This window comes from Streptomyces venezuelae, from assembly GCF_008642375.1.
In the GTDB taxonomy this organism is placed as follows: Bacteria; Actinomycetota; Actinomycetes; order Streptomycetales; family Streptomycetaceae; genus Streptomyces; species Streptomyces venezuelae_G.
Genome location: NZ_CP029194.1, coordinates 186,391 through 204,305, shown reverse-complemented (window position 1 = coordinate 204,305; position 17,915 = coordinate 186,391). Strand labels below are relative to the sequence as shown.

The window sequence follows — 17,915 nt, the reverse complement described above, 5'->3', positions numbered from 1 at the left end:
CCACGGCGACGACGCAGGCCCAGGTCACCGACCTGGGCCTGTGTGGCAGGGCTGGTGACGGGACGGCATCCCCGCGACGCCGGCGCGTGCCTCCGAGGGAGCGCGTCGGCCTTGACGGCAGGGCGCCGACGGAGCGGTCACGTGCGGTGGACGAGCTCGATCAGGACGGCCGCGATGAGGAGCCAGGCTCCTGTGCCGAGCAGCCACAGGGCGTGTTCCGGCTCATGGGATGACCGTAGCCCCGTAGGCGCCCACGGTTCCTGAGTGCTCGCGTCAAGAAGGTGTGAAGAGAGTGCCGTTCGGCGCCAAGAACCCGCCGGCAACCGTGGGGAACGCGCTGACCAGGGCACACCCTGAGCGGACCTGCGTACGAAGGAGATCACCCGCATGTCCGCTCTGACCACAGAGAACGGTGTCGCACCCGTCGCCGAGGAACCCCCGGACAGCGGCGCGCGCCACAAGCTGACGGCCGTCACGGGGCTCGCCGCGCTCTCGCTCGACGCGATGGCGTCCGTGGCGTACGGCCCCGAGGCCATCGTCCTGGTCCTCGCGGCAGCCGGCGGATACGGGCTCGGCTTCACGCTCCCGGTCACGCTGGCCATCGCCGGTCTGCTGGCCGTCCTCGTGGCCTCGTACCGGCAGGTCATCGCGGCCTTCCCGGACGGTGGCGGTTCCTACGCCGTCGCCAAGGCACACCTCGGCCGTCGCACGAGCCTGGTCGCGGCGGGGTCCCTCGTCCTCGACTACGTCCTGAACGTCGCCGTGGCCGTGACGGCCGGTGCCGCCGCCCTGACCTCGGCCTTCCCCGAGCTGCACGGGGACCGGCTGTGGATCTGCCTGGCGGTTCTGGTGCTGATCACGGGCGTGAACCTGCGAGGGATCGTCGACTCGGCCCGCGCCTTCATCGTCCCGACCGCCGTCTTCATCGGCGCGATCCTGGTCCTGATCGTCGTCGGCCTGTTCCGCGACGCCCCCGTCTCGACGGCCGCGTCCGCCGGCCATGCCTCCGTCCTCGCCGACAACGCCACCACCGTGGGCGCTCTGCTCCTGCTGAAGGCGTTCGCCTCGGGCTGCTCGGCGCTCACCGGAGTCGAGGCCATCGCGAACGCCGTGCCGTCCTTCCGTACCCCGGCGGCCCGCCGGGCGATGCGCGCGGAGGTCGCGCTGGGCGCGCTCCTCGGTGTGATGCTGATCGGGCTCTCGGTCCTGATCTCCCGCTTCGGCCTCCAGCCGGTCGAGGGGGTCACCGTCCTCGCCCAGCTCGCCGACGCCTCCCTCGGCCACAACGCGGCCTTCTACGTCGTCCAGTTCGCGACCATGGTGCTGCTCGCCCTGTCGGCGAACACCTCGTTCGGCGGTCTGCCGGTCCTGCTGAAGCTGCTCGCCCGCGACAACTATCTGCCGCACGTCTTCGGCCTGAAGGCCGACCGCCAGGTCCACCGCCACGGCGTCGTCTGGCTCGCCGTCGTCTCCGCCGCGCTGCTCGTCTTCTCCGGCGGCGACACCAACACGCTCGTCCCGCTCTTCGCGATCGGCGTCTTCGTCGGCTTCACCATCGCCCAGACCGGCATGGTCCTGCACTGGAACCGCGAGCACGGCCCCAAGCGGGCCGCGAAGGCCCTGCTCAACGGCCTCGGCGCCGTGCTCACCGGTGTCGCCGCGGTCGTCGTCACCGCCACCAAGTTCCACGACGGCGCCTGGCTGATCGTGATCGCCCTGCCCGCCCTCGTCCTCGCCTTCGAGACCGTGCACCGGGCGTACGGGAGGATCGGCGAGCGCCTCGGCGTCGGCAGGATCCCCGAGCCGCCGCACCGCGAGCGCTCCCTCGTCCTGGTCCCGGTCTCGTCCCTGACCCGCCTCACCAGCGAGGCCCTCACCGCCGCCGTCTCCCTCGGCGACGAGGTCCGCGCGGTCACCGTCTGCCACCCGGACCCGGAGGACCGCGAGGCCACCGAGGCCCTCGAACGCGACTGGACACTGTGGAACCCGGGCGTCCCCCTCGTCAGGCTCCCCTCCGAGCGACGCTCGCTCGGCCGGCCCATCACCGCGTACGTACGTGACCTGGAGGCGACCGAACCGGGCACCCGGGTCACCGTCCTCGTCCCCGAGGCCGAACCCGAGCACCTGTGGCAGCGAGCCCTGCAGAACCAGCGGGGCGCCGTCGTCGCCCACGCCGTCCGCCGCGACACGAACGCCGTCGTCTGCCGCCTCCGCTTCCGCTGCTGATCACGTCTGCCCCTGACCGTTCGGCTACACGGGATGCCCGGAGTCTGCGCTGTCGGAGCCGCTCAGCATCCCCGCAGGGCAGAGTGCGTCGAGGAGCGATTCGACACGCTGTGTAAATCTGGATAGTGCGTCTAAGGTGGCAGGGTGCCCATCGGGCTGCGAGACCCAGCGACACGAACAGCACGTCGAGCGAGGAGAAGCCGGAGCCGCCCATGAACGCCGAACAGCACTCAGCCACTACCGCCCCCGACCTCTACGACCGCTCCGGAAGGCGCTACTCCCTGGACGATCCTCGCTGGCGGGGCGAGGACGGCAGCCCACTCGCCGTCAGCGCGCTGCCGGGCCTGCGTCCCGAGCAGATCGACATCGCCGAACGGTCCCTGTGGCGCTACCACGCGGTCCTGCCCGTCCCGGCCGCCAGGCGGGTGAGCCTCGGCGAAGGATGCACGCCGATGGTTCCGGTCGACTGGGGCGGTCGACGTGTCTACTTCAAACTGGAGTGGTTCAACCCGACCTCCAGCTTCAAGGACCGGGGCGTGTCCGTGATGATGTCCCACCTCACGGCGCACGGAGCCGACCGCGTACTCGAGGACAGCTCGGGCAACGGCGGCTCCGCGGTGGCCGCCTACGCCGCCGCGGCCGGCATCCGCGCCAAGATCATCGTTCCCGCCGCCACCTCGGCGGCCAAGATCCTCCAGGCCCGCGCCTACGGAGCCGAGATCGAGCTGGTCGGCGGCACCCGCGACGAGGTCTCCGACGAGGCGATCCGGCAGTCCGACCAGATCCCCTACGCCAGCCACAACTGGCACCCCATGTTCCTCCAGGGCACCAAGACCATCGCCTATGAGATGTGGGAGTCCCTCGGCTTCACCGCGCCCGACAACGTGGTCCTCGTGGCCGGAGCCGGCAGCAACATCATCGGGTGCGACCTGGCGTTCGGCGAACTGCTCGACGCCGGCCAGATCGACAGGCGCCCGCGCCTGTTCGTCGGGCAGCCCGAGCACTGGGCGACCATCGCCGACACGTTCAACGGCGTCGACCCGGCCGGCCGCGGCGAGCGGCTGCCGACGATCGCCGAGGGCGCGGCCATCGCCCAACCGGTCCGGCTGCCTGAGGCGCTGCAGGCCATACGCCGCTCCGGCGGCGCCGCTCGTGCCGTCCCCGAGGCGGAGATCCACGCAGCGGTCCGTGCACTGAGCGCGCGAGGCTTGTACGCCGAACCGACCAGCAGCGTCGCCGCGGCGACCCTCGACCACTTCCTCGCGACCGGAGACATCGCTCCGGACGAGACGACCGTGGTCGTGCTCACCGGTGCGGGGCTGAAGTCCACCGAGAAGATGGCCGCGGTGTTCGCCGGGAACGGTGACGGCGCTCAGGAATCGGGCAGCACTCGATGACACACCCCACCGGCCGACGAGATGACGAACCCGCCGTCCAGCCCGCCGTACCGGGAGACGGTCGTTACCTGCCGGACGACGAGCACCTCGTACGGGAAGCCGAGCGCATCGCTGTCGCGGTCGGGCGCATGTTCCCAGGTCTGTGCGAGGTCGTCCTGCACGATCTGCGCCGACCCGACAGCGCCATCCGCGTCATCGAGAACAACCTGTCCGGACGGCAGGTCGGTGACTCCGCCACGGAACTGGGCCTGCGCCGCATCGCGGACCCCGACTACCCCGGCGTCATCCAGAACTACAACAACCGGTTCCCCGACGGGCGCCCGGCCAAGAGCACCTCGATCGGCATCAAGAACGCCGAGGGACGTTACGTCGCGGCCCTGTGCCTGAACCTGGACGTCAGCACACTGTCCCCGCTGGCCCTGACCCTCGCGAACCTCGTCGCCACCGAGGTCGAACACCAAGGTGAGGCCCTGGAGACACTGCGCGACCGCACCGGGCGCGAACTCCGCTCGGCCATCGACTCCTTCGCGGCGCAGCGCTCCAGCACCCCGCGCGGCCTCAACCGCGACCAGAAGCGTGAGCTGGTGCGCCAGCTGCATCGCGAGGGTTTCTTCGAGACCCGGAGCTCCGCACAGGTCATCGCGGACCAGCTCGGCGTCTCCCGGGCGACCGTCTACAACTACACGAAATAGCCATACACCGCGGGCCTGCTCGGAACGGCTCCGTGGTGAAGGTTCCTGGGTGGCCGGAATGCGTGAACGCCTCCCGGGACGACGTCAGCGCTGCTTGGCCTGAGCCTCCTTGGCGGACGCCTCCAGTCGGTTCCAGTGGTTTTGGTACCAGGCCTCGTCGCCGCCGTCCATGTTGCTGTTGGCCTCCCGCATACCGACCTTGCCGTCGATCAGTTCGCGGACGATGTCGGCGTGGCCGGCGTGCCGGTTGGTCTCGGCCGTCATGTGCAGCATGATCCGCTGAAGCGTCACGTCTCCGTTGTCACCCCACCACGCGACGTGGCCCGTCGCATCGAGCGGCAGCGCCTCGATCGTCGCGTCCGCGTGCGCCCAGGCGCGGTGGTAGAGGCCGAGAACATCCTCGCGCGACTCGTCGGCGGGTGCCCACATGTCCGAGTTGGGCTCGGCGCTCTCCTCGTGCCAGGGGAGGGATTCGTTGTGCGGGCGGCCGAAGGTCGGGCCGAAGTACCCGAGTTCGACGCCGGCCAGGTGCTTGACGAGGCCGAGGAGGTTGGTGCCCGTCGGCGTCAGGGGGCGGCGGATGTCGTACTCGGACAGTCCGTCCACCTTCCAGACGATGGCTTCGCGGGCCGCCTTGAGGTAGCGGTGCAGGTCGTCTTTGGGGTCATTGGGCTTCATGGGCCCGAGTCTCCCATCACCTGCAGACAGAGGTCCCGTGAGTTCGTCTGCTCCCCAGGAAGTCATCAGCCGACGACGGGTCCGTCTACGCCGGCGAACCGGCCGTCGCGGGACCCCTGATGCGGCCGGCTTTCGTCCCGTTCCAGTTCACGCTCAGGCCGCGACTGTGGTCGGATGTGCGGCGGCGAGGTCGCTCGCCCGGTGCCGCGCGTCGCACCGCAGGGTTTGATCGGATGCCGCCGGCGTCGTCCCGGATCCGTCGGTCGAGCCGGTCCTCGCGTTCTGACGCAACGTCCTCCAAGGCCGACGTGCTCTGATCAGTCGTCGGTTTCGGGGGCGTTCCCAGGATGAGTGGAGTAGATCTCGTGCCAGCGCTGGGCTGAGCGGACCAGGTCGTCGATGACGTGGAGGAGGAACTGGCTCGTGTTCTCCAGCCGGGCGCCGGCGGGGGTGGTGGTGCCCAGCTGCCGGGCTGCGATCCTGCAAGCCTCGGCGATCTGGGTCTGGTTGCGCGCGCCGGCCATGACCGACTGGAACGCTACGTCGTCGTCGATCGCGTAGCGTTCGGCGCGGCTGCGGTGGTCGCGTTCGCGTTTGACGAGTGCCTGGGTCTCCAGGTAGCCGATGGCCTTGGAGATGGAGGCGGGGCTGACGTGCAGGCGGCGCACGAGTTCCGCGGAGGTGAGGCTGCCGCTGTCGGTGGTGAACAACGCGGCGAGCACCCTGGCCATCATCTGGGGGAGCCCGGCCTGGACCATCAGTTCCATGCTCTGCGCGTCCACCTCGTCCACGACCCGTGGATCACGCCCGCCGAGGTCGGCCCGTGCTGGTGACGGTTTCGGCGCAGTGGCCCTGCGCCGGCTCGCGTGGCGTGTGCCGGCCCGGTGGGCCGCCTCGGCGTGATAGCTGCGCGGCCCGCCGTTGCGCATCACCTCGCGGGTGACGGTGGAAGTGGGTCGCCCGACGAGCCGGCCGATGGCGGCGTAGGTCAGCTCCTCGCGCAGTCCCGCGGCGATCTGCTGCCGGTCCCGGAGGGTGAGTCTGTCACCAGGCATCGGGCGTCCTCCGCGGTCGGTGTCGAGAGCAGCGTAATGCAACGCACTACCGTTGCATTAGACGGCAAGGGTGATGCAATGAATAGCACGCACTGACCTGCAACTACGCTACTTCTCCGCATTGATTCGATTGACCATCTTGTGAATGCAACGTAACTTTCGCTGAATTGTGAAGGTGCCTATGTGGCACAGAACCTCACCGGCGGGAGTGGAACCCCATGACTACGGATCTCGGCCGCCCCGCAGTAGCGGCGACTGCGATACACAAGGCGTACGGCGACCACGTGGTGCTCGACGGCATCGACCTCGACATCCCCGCGGGATCTGTCTTCGCGTTGCTCGGCCCGAACGGTGCGGGCAAGACCACCGTGGTGCAGATCCTGTCCACCCTCATCCGTGCCGACGCGGGGGAGATGCAAGTCGCCGGCCACGATGTGGTCCGGAATCCGGACGCGGTACGCGCCGCGATCGGCGTCACCGGCCAGTTCTCCGCAGTGGACAACTTCCTCACCGGCGAGGAAAACCTGCTGCTGATGGCCTGCCTGAACCACCTGCCCCGCCGGGAACGGAGGCGGTCTGCCGCCGAACTGCTGGCGCGGTTCGATCTGATGGACGCAGCCCGGAAGCCTGCGGTGACGTACTCCGGCGGGATGCGCCGCCGCTTGGACCTCGCGATGACGCTGGTCGGCCGGCCTCGGGTGATCTTCCTCGACGAGCCGACCACCGGACTGGACCCGCGCAGCAGGCGGACCATGTGGGAGATCATCCGCGGACTGGTGAACGACGAGGGCGTCACGATCTTCCTCACCACCCAGTATCTGGAGGAGGCCGACCAACTCGCCGACCGGATCGCGGTGCTGCACGGGGGAAGGCTGGTGGCGGAAGGCTCACCGGAGGAGCTCAAACGGCAGGTCGGCGGCGGCCATGTCACCCTGCGGTTCGCCGACCCACGCGGTTACGACCACGCGGCCCGGACGCTGGACGTGGTGTCCCGCAACGACGAGGCACGCACCCTGCAGATCCCCAGCCAGGGCGATGTCCGGTCCTTGCGCGCGTTGCTGGACTGGCTCGACCGCGCCTCGCTCACCGTGGACGAACTCCAGGTCCACACCCCCGATCTCGATGACGTCTTCTTCGCCCTGACGGGCAACCCGGTCACGGAACAGGAGACCGCACGATGAGCAGCGTTTCCCGTACGGTTCCCCACGCCCTCGCCGACTCGGCGACCATGTTGCGCCGCCAGTTGCGGCACATGCTGCGCTACCCGACGCTCATCCTGACGGCCGCCGGGGTTCCGGTGGTCTTCCTGCTGCTGTTCGTCTATGTCCTCGGCGGCATCCTCGGCACGGGCCTTGGCGGGCCGTCGGGCGGCCGCGATGCCTACGTGAACTACGTCGTCCCCGGCGTCATCCTGATGACTGTGGCGACCGCGGCCCAGGGCACGGCGATCTCGGTGGCCATCGACATGACCGAGGGCATCGTCGCCCGGTTCCGCACCATGGCCATCGCCCGGGTCTCCGTACTCACCGGACATGTGCTGGGCAGCCTGGTCCAGACCCTCCTGAGCATCGCTGCCGTCATCGGGGCCGCGCTGCTGGTGGGATTCGAGCCGACCGCGGACTTCGGCGCATGGCTCGGCGCGGTCGGCGTGCTCGTCCTGATCATCCTCGCGCTCACCTGGCTGTCGGTCGCACTGGCCATGGTCGCCAAGAGCGTCGCCACCGCGAGCAACATGCTGACGCCGCTGATGATCCTGCCCATGACGGGCAGCGGGTTCGTCCCCACCGACTCCATGCCAACCGGGCTGAAATGGTTCGCCGACTACCAGCCGTTCACCCCGTTCATCGAAACCCTGCGCGGGCTGCTGATGGGCAACCCGATCGACAACAGTGCAATCCTGACCATCGGTTGGTGCGCCCTGATCGCTCTGGGCGGCTACCTATGGGCCAAGAAGCTCTACGATCGCGAGCCCGCCAAGTGAGTGCCGCTGTCGCGTCAGCCCGTGAACTGCACGAACTGCGGGGCACCTCCCCGGAGCGGACTGCACGACCGTCTCCGCCGACCCGCCGACCCGCAGGGGATCGGGCGAGAGGCCCTGACGGTTGGCGTGTCTGCAGGTGATGAGACAGGCCACGAGGCGGAGGACGGGCGGCCGTGTCATCCATCCTGGCGTTCCGGATGCTCCGGGTCCTCCAGATATTCAGGGCAATCGGGGTTGTGGCAGGGGCCGGGTCGCCACACGGGCACGAAGACTCCGAGGGTCTTGTGCCGTCTCTTCACGATCGTGGTCACGGGCTGTTCGCAGACCGGGCAGACAAGCGCTCCCTGGGGACCGGTCTCATGCTCGGCTTTACTCATTCTTTAACAATAAGGCCTGTGGTCGTCAAACGGGACGGCGTACGGGGACGTACCCTCCGGCGTCGATCAGGCGCCCGGTCGGGGCGGATCCCTCCCATCCTGGTCAGGCTCGACATCTACGCCTTCGTCGGGGCCCGGGTCCTCCGTGGCTGCCGCTCCGGGCGGCGCGGTGGTCTTGTCGTCCGGGCCCGCAGGGGGCGGTGGGAGTGGGGCGGGCCGGAGCAGGCTGAGGACCACGGAACCGGCCAGGACGACGACGATGACGGCGAGGCTGACCGGTGAAGGGATCTCGGGAATGCCGGTGCTGATCAACTTGTGGGATGCCTGAAGGACGAGCTTGACGCCGATGAAGGCGAGGATGATCGCGAGGCCCTTGTTCAGGTAGTGGAAGCGGTCCAGGAGTCCGGCGAGCATGAAGTACAGGGCCCGCAGACCGAGGATGGCGAAGGCGTTGCTGGTGTAGACGATGAAGGCGTCGTCGCTGACCGCGAGAACGGCGGGCACGCTGTCGACGGCGAAGATCAGGTCGGCTGCCTCGATCGCGGCCACCACCGCCAGGAGCGGCGTGGCCACGCGCTTGCCCGCTTCCTTGACGAAGAACTTCATGCCGACGTACTCGTCGCGGACCGGCATGATCTTGCGGAGCATCCGCACGGCGAAGCTCTTGCCCGGGTCGAAGCTCTCCTCCTCGTCCTTGAGCAGCTTGTAGGTGCTGTAGAACAGGACGGCGGCGAAGCCGAAGAGTACGGCGGTGAAGCGGCTGACCACGGCGACGCCGAGGGAGAGGAAGATGCCGCGGAAGACCAGGGCGCCCATGACGCCGAAGAACAGCACGCGGTGCTGGTAGGCGCGGGGCACTTTGAAGTAGGCGAAGATCACGGCGAAGACGAAGAGGTTGTCCACCGACAGGCTCTTCTCCAGCAGCCACGCCGTGGTGTACTCCGTGCCCGCCGTCGTACCGAGGACGAGGAAGACGACCGCGCCGAAGGTCAGGGCCAGGCCTATCCACAGGCCGCTCCACGCAGCAGCTTCTTTGAAGCCGATGACGTGCTCGGTGCGATGGGCCAGCAGGTCTATCGCCAGCGACACCACCACCGTCGCGGCGAACGCCAGCCACAGCCAGAGCGGGACCTCGAGCACGTCAGTCACTCCCCGACGGACCACGCGGAGATACGGGCCCTCTACCGCATTCTGCGTCCATTCGCTCCCTCGAGCGATCCGGCAGACGGCGGGGCGGGCTCCCGCCCCTCGTCGACGGGTGCCGAGCAGGGTGGTGGTCGCCCTTCTGGCACCGGAGGCGGCTGCTGGGCAGAGGCTCACGGAACGTGTCCCTGGTGCGCCGGAGTGACACGGGCCGCACTACAGGGGATCGGGTCGCTTTCGGACCGAGCTGAGCAGCGCGCCGCTCCGAATCAGCGGTGTCCGGAAGACGTACTGGACAATCGCGTCGGTGACGGACGACGTCCCCGGTGACGAGCATCCGGACCTGCTGCTCGTTCTGCCCGCGCTGATGGGCCAAGTGGCGCAGGGAGACCGCGAGGCGTGGAGGCGTGGCGGACCGCGCCGCGTTACGACCCCGACAAGGGATCGGTGCTTACGTGGGTGCTCACCATCGCGCACCGCCGCGCCGTGGACCGCGTGCGGTCGGAGCAGGCCGCTTCGGCGAGGGAAACGCGCGTGGCGCTGCTCGACCGCCAGACCGGGTTCGACCACGTGGTCGAGGAGGTCGAGTCACATCTGGAGCGGGACGCCGTCCGCCGCTGCCTGCACACGCTGAGCGCGCCACAGCGGCGGTCCGTGACGCTCGCCTACTACGAGGGGCTGACCTACCGTGAAGTGGCCGAGCACCTCGGAGAGCCGCTGGGCACGGTGAAGCCCCGGATGCGAGAAGGCCTGATGCGGCTGCGCGACTGCCTGGGAGTGACAGCATGAACACCGATGACCGGCACTCGCTCACCGGTGCCTACGCCCTGGACGCGCTGAGCGACGAGGAGCGCCGGGCGTACGAGCGGCACCTGGCCGAGTGCGCCTCCTGCAGGGAGGAAGTCACGGCACTTTCGGAGACGACGGCGAGGCTCGGCCTGGCGGCTTCGGCTCCGGTCCCGCCGTCGCTGCAGGAGGACGTGCTGCGCCGGATCGCCCAGGTGCAGCAGGTCCCGCCGGCCGTCTCCGCCGCGCCCGCCCAGGCTGCCCCGCTCAGAGGCCGGTCCCGTCGGGGGCCGCTGTGGGCCCTGGCCGCGAGCATCGCCTCGGCGGTCCTGCTCGGCGGGACGGCGGTCGTGCAGCACAACCTGGCACAGGACGCGGAACAGGAGACTCAGCGGGTCGAGCAGGCGGCCGGAGAGGTGGCCGCGGTGCTGGCCGCGCCCGACGCCCGGCTCACCACGACCGGGCTGCCTCAGGGCGCGACGGGCACCGTCGTCGTCTCCAGAAGCCTCGACCGGGCGGTCTTCACAGCCGCGGACCTGGCCGAACCACCCAGTGGCAAGGTCTACCAGCTGTGGTTCAACGACCGGGGGACGATGCGCCCGGCCGGTCTGATCGACCCTGACCACACAACCACAGCGATGGTGATGGACGGACCGGTGGAGGGAGCGACCGGCATGGGGGTCACGCTCGAGCCGGCCGGTGGCTCGGCCCGCCCCACCAGCCCGCCGATCGCCCTGGCCACGTTCCCGGCTGCCTGACACGTACCCGCTCACTCGCTCCTCCCTCCTCCCTCCTCCCTCCTCCCTCCTGGCACCGGGCCGACGGCCCGAGGCGCCGGGAAGGGCCCGGCGAACATCAACGGGACCGAAGGCCTCGGCGGTCTTGTCCGGGTACTGCCGGGAGGGCGGAACGAGACGGACGTCCGCCCCTCAGACCGTCTCGGGAATCTCGATGCCGTGAAGGGGCAAGTACTGCTCCATGCGCGCCCTGAGCCCCTGTCGGCGCATACTCTTCACCGCCATGGCGTACGCCGACTTCTCAACGGCGCCGATCATCAGCATGTCGAGATCGCCTCGCGCGAACAGCACGTCGCAGAACGGCGCGAGCGCCTCGTCGGTGTACGCGCACTGACTCATGAGCAGCTGCAACGGCGTGTCGTGGCCCTTCGCCACGGCGTTGACGTCGGCGCCACCGTTGAGCAATCGCCAGAGCAGCGGCGCCCCGAGCTCGGGAGCACGGCACGTTGCAGTTCACCTGTCGGCAGCACCATCGGCTCCGTTCGCTAAGGTCTGCGGCCATGACTGAGACCAAGACCGAAGCATGGCCGGAACCTCCACTCGCAGGCACCGAGGCAGAAGCCATCCTCGGCGCCCTCGAACGCCAGCGGGCCACGCTGGCCTGGAAGTGCTCCGGCCTGGACGCCTCCGGCCTTCGCGCCACACTCGGCACGTCCACCGTCACTCTGGGCGGCCTGTTGAAGCACCTGGCGCACGTGGAGGACAGTCACCTCGCCCGGCTGTGGCTCGGCGCCCCCGTCGGCGCCCCCTGGGACACCGTCGACTGGGACAGCACTCCTGACTGGGACTACCGCTCCGCTGCCGAGGACACGCCCGAGCAACTGCTCGCTCTCTGGCAGGAATCAGTCGCACGTTCCCGTGTGATCATCGACAAGGCACTCAGCGCCGGCGGATTGGACCAGCTCGGTGCCTACACCACCCGTAGCGGCGAACGCCCCAACCTCCGTCGGATTCTCCTGGACCTCATCGAGGAGTACGCCCGCCACGCGGGCCACGCCGATCTCATCCGCGAGTCCGTCGACGGCCTTACGGGGGAGGACCCGCCGAGGTGAACCGAGGCAACTCGTGAGGGATGCTCTGCCGTCACGCTCCCACTGATCAGGGCGAGCACCTGCCGGCCGAACGATCACGAGCGGAACCATAAGCGGAACGCGCCGGTGGACACGGTGCCGTGGAAGCGCTCCGCCCGTGACTCGCCTGGCAAAGCCTAGGCCGGCTCGGTGGGCTTGGTGGCGTTGCCGAGGATCTTGGTCGGGGTGATGCGGACGACCACTCGTACTTCTTCCGGCGGGGCCGCCAGGTATTCCTCACCGCCGCCCGGGCCGAGGTATTCCTCGGCGATGCGGACGGCCACCGCGCGGTCGGTGTCCTCGGTAACGGTGGCCGTGCCGCGGATCTCGACGTACAGGTAAGGGTTGGCGAGGTCGAAGACGGTCAGGCCGACGCGTGGGTCGCGGAGTATGTTCCGCTCCTTGCGTCGGCCTTGTTCGGTGGAGATCAGCAGCTCGCCGCCGTCACGGCTCACCCAGACCACCGAACTCTGCGGGCTGCCGTCGGGGTTGAGGGTGGACAAGACGGCCGGGTGCGGTACGTCAAGCAGGCCGCGTACGGTGTCGTTCATCTCCATGGGCATGTCGGGGAGGCTAATCGAGCTCTGCGGTGCGGCGCACCGGAATACATTCCCGTCGTGTCAGCACCCCCAGGTGGGGGCCTCAGGGCACCCTGCCCGCGCCCGGACCGGTGACCCGAGGGCGAGCCGGTCACGTGATCCGCCCGGACACTGCCCAGGGCGTGTATGTAGCGGAAGTCGATCTCGTCAGGTGCCGAGTGGAAGTTCCCACAGCTCCTCCGGAAGCTGGAAGCTGGAAGTCGAGGAGCTGACCTTCCAGCGCCGGGGCAGCACTACGAACCCCTTCGCGCCCTCCGTGAACGGGCATGGCACGAAGACCTCCGTGTGGGGTGAAGCCCAGACACCTCCACCACACCGAAGCTCTTCGCCATGATCAAGACCAACCGGCGTTACAACGCTCGTGATCAACACACCCGCCTTCTCTTCGCGGGCTCCAGCCGCGTGATGATGGGATGGCGCGATCGTGGAGTCCACCGGGACGACCCAGTTCGGCTCCTCATCGGCGTCCGTCTGGGCCGGAAGCGCGGTGAACACCCGCTCCCACGTGCCATCGGCGGACCACATCCGCAGCCCGTGCCATCGGCCTTGCCGGCAGCTGTCCAGCAGGACATCAGCCGGGCAGCCATCGCTTCCGGCTCTGATGGAAGAGGGGTGAGACCGAAGTGATCTTCCAGCTCGTGCCGCAGGAAATCACCAGTCTCCGCCTGGCCAGTGCCGCCCCGGAGCCGCTGGAGAGGGGGCGAGCATGCAGTCCTACTCGTCCTGCACATCGTCAGCGCCGCCCGCCGCCCTGGACCGGTTGGGCGATCTGGCGTGGAGTGGCGTGCCGGGGGAGATGATGCGCTGGCTTGCGCGCGATGGTGGTACCGATGCCCGGCTTCCTGTCGGGTCCGTCTGTCACGTGGAGGGAATGGAGATGGACGCGATCGTGCTGCTGCGCGAGGACCACAAGACGGTGGAGAAGCTGTTCAAGCGGTTTGAGAGGACCGGCGACGACGATCTGGGCGAGCGGCGGAGCATCGTTGACGAGGTGATTCAGGAGCTGACGGTGCACGCGTGTATCGAGGAGCGAATCTTCTATCCCGCCGCTCGCGAGGCGGCCCCGAAGACCACTGATCACATCCTCGAGAGCATCGAGGAACACCATGCCGTGGTGTGGATGCTCTCCGAGCTCAAGGACATGGACCCCGCCGACGAACGCTTCAAGGCCAAGATGACCGTCCTGATGGAGAACGTCCGCCACCATGTCGAGGAGGAGGAGAAGGAGTGGTTCCCCGACGTCCGCAAGGCCATGGGCCGCAACCGGCTCACCGAGGTCGGCGAGCAGCTGGAAGCCGAGAAGAGCAAGGCTTCCCGCGACCCCCTCGCGGTGCCGAGCGCGGCCGGCAAGTGACGGTCGCCAACGTGCCCCGCTTGCGGCATGCGGCCCGGCGCAGGCACCCGGCCCTGGCCCCCATGGCCGTGGCCGCGGCTGTGGTGCTGTGCGGGTGCGGAGCCTCGGCACCCCGGCTGGACGGCGCGCGCGGGACGGCAATCGCTTTCGAGGAGGCCCTCGCCCGCGCCGACTACGCGGGGGCCTGCGTGCTGCTGGCCCCGCAGACCCGTCGACAGCTCGAAGAAGACGCCACCAAGCCGTGCGGTCCGGCCCTGGCCGATGAGGAACCCCAGGCCTCCGACACGGTGCGCGGAACGCAGGTGTACGGGCGACAGGCCCTGTTGCACCTGGAGGGCGACACGCTGTTCCTGTCACAGTTCGACGAGGGCTGGAAGATCGCGGCGGCGGGCTGCGCACCGCAGAAGGACATGCCTTACCGGTGCTCGTTGAAGGGCGGCTGACGTGCGCTTGTTGTTCATCACCTGCCTGGCCGTCATCCTGGGCGGGCTGGGCTACTTCATGGCGATCGGCGCGATGCACCGGTGAACGGCCGACGGAAGGAGACCAGGGGCAGCTTCTGGCGGGACAACAGCCTCACCCTCGCCTTCGGCGGCGCCTTCCTCCTGGTCCTGGTCGGGCAGGCACTCGCCGGGCACGCCGGGTTCAACGAGGACCTGGCCGTCGACGGCATGCAGCAGCTGACACTCGGCGAGTACCTGATGTCCTCGGACTTCGCCGTCGACGTCACCGAGAACTGGCAGTCGGAGTTCCTGCAGTTCTTCCTCTACGTCTTCGGGACCGTCTGGCTCCTCCAGCGAGGCTCACCCGAGTCCAAGGAGCTGCACAAGGCCGGACCCGAAAGCGACCGGGAACAGAAGATCGGTGACCACGCGCGCGCCGACTCGCCCCGCTGGGCCGGCACGAAGGACTGGCGACAGCACCTGTATTCCCGTTCCCTGGGGACCGTGATGGCCCTGCTGTTCCTGCTCTCCTGGCTAGCCCAGTCCATCGCCGGCGCCGCCGCATACAACGAGCAGCAGCTGCGCGAGCCCCTTGCGCCGGTCTCCTGGGCCGACTACCTGGCGAGTGCCGACTTCTGGAACCGGTCCCTGCAGAACTGGCAGTCCGAGCTCCTGGCCGTGGCCGCCATGGCCATCCTCTCCGTCTACCTGCGCCAGCGGGGCTCCCCGGAATCCAAGCCCGTCGGAGCCTCGCACAGCTCCACCGGAGTCGAGGGCTGAACCGGGCGAAACCGGCCCTGCCTGCCCCGGGCCCGGTTCAGGGCAGGGGGGTTCCGCCGGTGGCGTTGACGATCTCCCCGGTGATGTAGCTGTTCTGGGGGGAGGCGAGGAAGACGTATGCGGGTGCCATCTCGGCCGGCTGGGCCGGACGGCCCAGCGGAGCCTTCTCACCGAACCTCGTGGTGTCGGGCATCGTGGCGGGGATCAGCGGTGTCCACACCGGGCCGGGGGCGACAGCGTTGACGCGGATCCCCCGCTCAGCGACCATCTGCGCCAGCCCGTGGGTGAAGGAGATGATCGCCGACTTCGTCATTGCGTAGTCCAGCAGGTGGGGGCTGGGCCGGTAGCCCTGGACGGACGCGGTGTTGATGACCGACCCACCGCGCGGCATGTGAGCCAGGGCCTTGCGGGTGAGCCAGAACATTCCGTACAGGTTGGTCTTCATCACCCGGTCGAACTGCTGCGTGGTGATCGCCTCGATCCCGTCGGGCTGGGACATCTGGTACGCGGCGTTGTTCACCAGGATGTCCACGCGCCCCAGCTCGCTCACCGCCCGGTCGATGAGCGCTGCGCACTGTTCCTCGTCCCGGATGTCGCAGGACACGGCCACCGCCTTGCGGCCTGCCTCCCGGATCAGCCGCGTGGTCTCGGCCGCCTCGTCCGCCTCCTCCGGCAGGTGGGTGAAGACGACGTCCGCGCCCTCCCGGGCGAAGGCCAGGCACACGGCCCGGCCGATTCCGGAGTCGCCGCCGGTGACCACCGCCGCCCGGTCCAGGAGCACATCGTGGCCACGGTAGGAGGCCTCCCCGTGATCGGGGCGCGGATCCATTCCTTCAGTCGAGCCGGGATGGTCCTGCTCCTGATCCGGAAACGGCGGCCGGGGGTGGCGGGTGACCGGGTCGGGAACCCGGGGGGCGTCGGGGGCTGGCACGTGAAGTCTCCTGTCGAGATGGGCCGGGACGGCAGGCAGATCAGCTCGCCGGGTACGCCGAGGCCTTGAGCCGGCGGGCAAGGTGGGCGGTGTTCGCGGCGAGGGTCTTGGTAGTGGCGGCGGTCTTCTCGGGGGTTTTGTCGAGGTCCTGGTAGTCGGTGCCCTGCATGGCCTCGCCGACCCAGTAGGTGACGGCGTTCGGGGCGAGGGAGAACCCGACGTCGTTCAGGCCCTGAAACAGATCGGCGCTGACCTTGTGGGCGCCGCCCTCGTTGCCGACCACGCACACCGCGGCGACCTTGCCGTAGGTGAGCATGCGGCCCTCGTCATCGCTCTCGCCGAGCTCCGCGTCGAGGCGCTCCAGGACCCGCTGGGCGATGCTGGAGGGGTGTCCGAGCCAGATCGGCGTGGACAGGATCAAGATGTCGCAGCCCAGGATCGTGGCCCTGATCTCCGGCCACGCGTCCCCCTCACCCATGTCGGTCTGCACTCCGGGCGTCACGTGGTGATCGGCGATCCGGATGGTCTTGCCCGTCACGCCGTGCTCGGCGAGCGCGGCCATGGCCTGCTCGGCCAGCAGCTGCGAGCTGGATCGGGCCGGCGAGGGAGACAGAGTGCAGACGAGCACGACAGCACGCAGCGGGGTGTGACTGCTGGGGTTCATGATGAGCGGCTACCCGCACACCCGACGCCGCTATCGCACACCGCGTGATTCATCCCCTTTGGCTCGGTCCGCACCCGGCAGTCTTCATCGGGGCCAGGTCCAAGAGCGGCGTTGCCGTCGGAGATGCGAGGCGAATCCCCCCTTCGCACGATGGCCGTACGACACCGTCGATGAAGGGTTTGTCATGCCTCGAGGATCCAGCCCGAAGCGCGAGCGGCAGTACGAGCACATCAAGGAGTCCGGCAAGAAGCAGGGCATGTCCGAGAGCCGGGCGAAGGAGATGGCCTCCCGGACCGTGAACAAGGAACGCGCGCGGTCCGGCGAGTCGAAGACGTCCAGCCGCAGCTCGACGCAGGGCAAGTCCGCGTCCCAGCGTGGCGGACAGAAGTCGGGCGGTTCGTCCGAGCGGACGAAAGACGAGCTGTACGAGGAAGCGAAGAAGCGCAACATCGAGGGCCGCTCGACGATGACCAAGCAGCAGCTCAAGAAAGCTCTCGGCCACTGAGCCCGTCGTGGAGCGCCGCTCGGGACCTTACGGGCCGGCACCGCGTCGCGGGTGGCAAGGGGCACCGCCTTCTCGGCGGGCAGGTAGTCACCGAGGCGGTTTCGCGGTCCGCTCCGGGTGGCCGGCGGTGCCGTGGCGTCGCATGGCGGTCTGCTCCCGTGATGCCGAACGAGCGCATCAACCTCAGGGGGGACGGCACACTCGGGCATTTCGTGGGGGGATGAGGTCCTGGCGCAATCTGGCTGTGCCTCGACGAGAGCGCGGTGGCCCGGGGATCACGCCTCCTCCCCGCCGGCATCGCCGTCGAACGCAGCCGGACACATGAGCCGCCGATCCTGACGGAAACGGCCGAACGGAAGGCAGCGGAGTGGCTCTCCCGTACTCGGGTTTTGGTCCCGGCTCAATCTGGCAGATTGCTCGTGATCCTAGACAAACTG

General features: G+C 69.0%; 18 protein-coding genes and 1 pseudogene. 12 read left to right on the top strand and 7 right to left on the bottom strand.

All coding sequences use genetic code 11. The features are described from left to right. The first annotated feature begins 387 nt into the window (after positions 1 to 387). The 3 genes from DEJ46_RS00925 to DEJ46_RS00915 all read left to right on the top strand — a co-directional run bounded on the left by DEJ46_RS00925 (position 388) and on the right by DEJ46_RS00915 (position 4,315). A complete protein-coding gene (locus tag DEJ46_RS00925) occupies positions 388 to 2,226 on the top strand; it encodes an APC family permease (RefSeq protein ID WP_150263514.1) in 1,839 nt (612 codons plus the stop codon). A 212-nt stretch (positions 2,227 to 2,438) separates the two neighbouring features. Beyond that, on the top strand, positions 2,439 to 3,623 hold the full coding sequence (locus DEJ46_RS00920; protein ID WP_150263512.1) for a pyridoxal-phosphate dependent enzyme: 1,185 nt from the start codon (positions 2,439 to 2,441) through the stop codon (positions 3,621 to 3,623). Continuing rightward, the gene (locus tag DEJ46_RS00915; protein WP_223834439.1) at positions 3,620 to 4,315 is read left to right on the top strand and encodes a transcriptional regulator; all 696 of its coding nucleotides are present in this window, start codon (positions 3,620 to 3,622) and stop codon (positions 4,313 to 4,315) included. The genes DEJ46_RS00920 and DEJ46_RS00915 overlap by 4 nt, the downstream gene beginning before the upstream one ends. A gap of 84 nt (positions 4,316 to 4,399) precedes the next feature. Here the strand turns inward: DEJ46_RS00915 and DEJ46_RS00910 are convergent, their stop codons facing one another. After that, the gene (locus DEJ46_RS00910; RefSeq protein ID WP_150263510.1) at positions 4,400 to 4,993 is read right to left on the bottom strand and encodes a DinB family protein; all 594 of its coding nucleotides are present in this window, start codon (positions 4,991 to 4,993) and stop codon (positions 4,400 to 4,402) included. A gap of 317 nt (positions 4,994 to 5,310) precedes the next feature. Beyond that, a complete protein-coding gene (locus DEJ46_RS00905; protein ID WP_150263508.1) occupies positions 5,311 to 6,048 on the bottom strand; it encodes a GbsR/MarR family transcriptional regulator in 738 nt (245 codons plus the stop codon). Between the two features lie 218 nt (positions 6,049 to 6,266). Between DEJ46_RS00905 and DEJ46_RS00900 the strand changes: the two genes are divergently transcribed. Then, positions 6,267 to 7,229 (top strand): ATP-binding cassette domain-containing protein, encoded by a 963-nt coding sequence (locus DEJ46_RS00900; protein ID WP_150263506.1) that lies wholly within the window; start codon positions 6,267 to 6,269, stop codon positions 7,227 to 7,229. After that, positions 7,226 to 8,029, top strand: a complete 804-nt coding sequence (locus DEJ46_RS00895; RefSeq protein ID WP_150263505.1) for an ABC transporter permease — start codon at positions 7,226 to 7,228, stop codon at positions 8,027 to 8,029. The genes DEJ46_RS00900 and DEJ46_RS00895 overlap by 4 nt, the downstream gene beginning before the upstream one ends. 443 nt (positions 8,030 to 8,472) lie before the next feature. Here DEJ46_RS00895 and DEJ46_RS00885 read toward each other — a convergent pair whose 3' ends face one another. Beyond that, complete coding sequence (locus DEJ46_RS00885) at positions 8,473 to 9,546, bottom strand: TerC family protein (protein ID WP_150273977.1); 1,074 nt, start codon at positions 9,544 to 9,546, stop codon at positions 8,473 to 8,475. 402 nt (positions 9,547 to 9,948) lie between these two features. Between DEJ46_RS00885 and DEJ46_RS00880 the strand changes: the two are divergent. Together DEJ46_RS00880 and DEJ46_RS00875 are read left to right on the top strand one after the other, a co-directional pair. Beyond that, a pseudogene (locus tag DEJ46_RS00880) lies at positions 9,949 to 10,338 on the top strand (sigma-70 family RNA polymerase sigma factor); the annotation flags it as partial. Then, the gene (locus DEJ46_RS00875; protein WP_150263499.1) at positions 10,335 to 11,093 is read left to right on the top strand and encodes an anti-sigma factor domain-containing protein; all 759 of its coding nucleotides are present in this window, start codon (positions 10,335 to 10,337) and stop codon (positions 11,091 to 11,093) included. The pseudogene DEJ46_RS00880 and the gene DEJ46_RS00875, both read left to right, overlap by 4 nt. Positions 11,094 to 11,264: 171 nt before the next feature. Here the strand turns inward: DEJ46_RS00875 and DEJ46_RS00870 are convergent, their stop codons facing one another. Continuing rightward, the gene (locus DEJ46_RS00870) at positions 11,265 to 11,537 is read right to left on the bottom strand and encodes a hypothetical protein (protein WP_150263498.1); all 273 of its coding nucleotides are present in this window, start codon (positions 11,535 to 11,537) and stop codon (positions 11,265 to 11,267) included. A 95-nt stretch (positions 11,538 to 11,632) separates the two neighbouring features. Here DEJ46_RS00870 and DEJ46_RS00865 point away from each other — a divergent pair, with 95 nt between their 5' ends. Next, on the top strand, positions 11,633 to 12,184 hold the full coding sequence (locus tag DEJ46_RS00865; RefSeq protein WP_150263496.1) for a DinB family protein: 552 nt from the start codon (positions 11,633 to 11,635) through the stop codon (positions 12,182 to 12,184). A 155-nt stretch (positions 12,185 to 12,339) separates the two neighbouring features. Here the strand turns inward: DEJ46_RS00865 and DEJ46_RS00860 are convergent, their stop codons facing one another. Beyond that, complete coding sequence (locus DEJ46_RS00860; RefSeq protein ID WP_150263494.1) at positions 12,340 to 12,765, bottom strand: PPOX class F420-dependent oxidoreductase; 426 nt, start codon at positions 12,763 to 12,765, stop codon at positions 12,340 to 12,342. A gap of 742 nt (positions 12,766 to 13,507) precedes the next feature. On the opposite strand from DEJ46_RS00860, the gene DEJ46_RS00855 reads away from it, so the two are divergent. The 3 genes from DEJ46_RS00855 (at position 13,508) to DEJ46_RS00845 (ending at position 15,378) form a co-directional block, all read left to right on the top strand. Then, positions 13,508 to 14,155 (top strand): hemerythrin domain-containing protein, encoded by a 648-nt coding sequence (locus DEJ46_RS00855; protein WP_223834438.1) that lies wholly within the window; start codon positions 13,508 to 13,510, stop codon positions 14,153 to 14,155. Positions 14,156 to 14,217: 62 nt separating this feature from the next. Further along, the gene (locus DEJ46_RS00850; RefSeq protein ID WP_223834437.1) at positions 14,218 to 14,598 is read left to right on the top strand and encodes a hypothetical protein; all 381 of its coding nucleotides are present in this window, start codon (positions 14,218 to 14,220) and stop codon (positions 14,596 to 14,598) included. An 81-nt stretch (positions 14,599 to 14,679) separates the two neighbouring features. Next, complete coding sequence (locus DEJ46_RS00845) at positions 14,680 to 15,378, top strand: DUF6766 family protein (protein WP_150263492.1); 699 nt, start codon at positions 14,680 to 14,682, stop codon at positions 15,376 to 15,378. A gap of 37 nt (positions 15,379 to 15,415) precedes the next feature. On the opposite strand, the gene DEJ46_RS00840 is transcribed toward DEJ46_RS00845, so the two are convergent. Together DEJ46_RS00840 and DEJ46_RS00835 are read right to left on the bottom strand one after the other, a co-directional pair. Beyond that, entirely contained in the window at positions 15,416 to 16,207 is a 792-nt protein-coding gene (locus tag DEJ46_RS00840; RefSeq protein WP_411757704.1) for an SDR family oxidoreductase, read from the bottom strand. A 142-nt stretch (positions 16,208 to 16,349) separates the two neighbouring features. Continuing rightward, the gene (locus DEJ46_RS00835) at positions 16,350 to 16,973 is read right to left on the bottom strand and encodes a flavodoxin family protein (RefSeq protein WP_150263489.1); all 624 of its coding nucleotides are present in this window, start codon (positions 16,971 to 16,973) and stop codon (positions 16,350 to 16,352) included. 184 nt (positions 16,974 to 17,157) lie between these two features. On the opposite strand from DEJ46_RS00835, the gene DEJ46_RS00830 reads away from it, so the two are divergent. Next, positions 17,158 to 17,478, top strand: a complete 321-nt coding sequence (locus tag DEJ46_RS00830; RefSeq protein WP_150263487.1) for a plasmid stabilization protein — start codon at positions 17,158 to 17,160, stop codon at positions 17,476 to 17,478. The last annotated feature ends 437 nt before the right edge of the window (positions 17,479 to 17,915 follow it).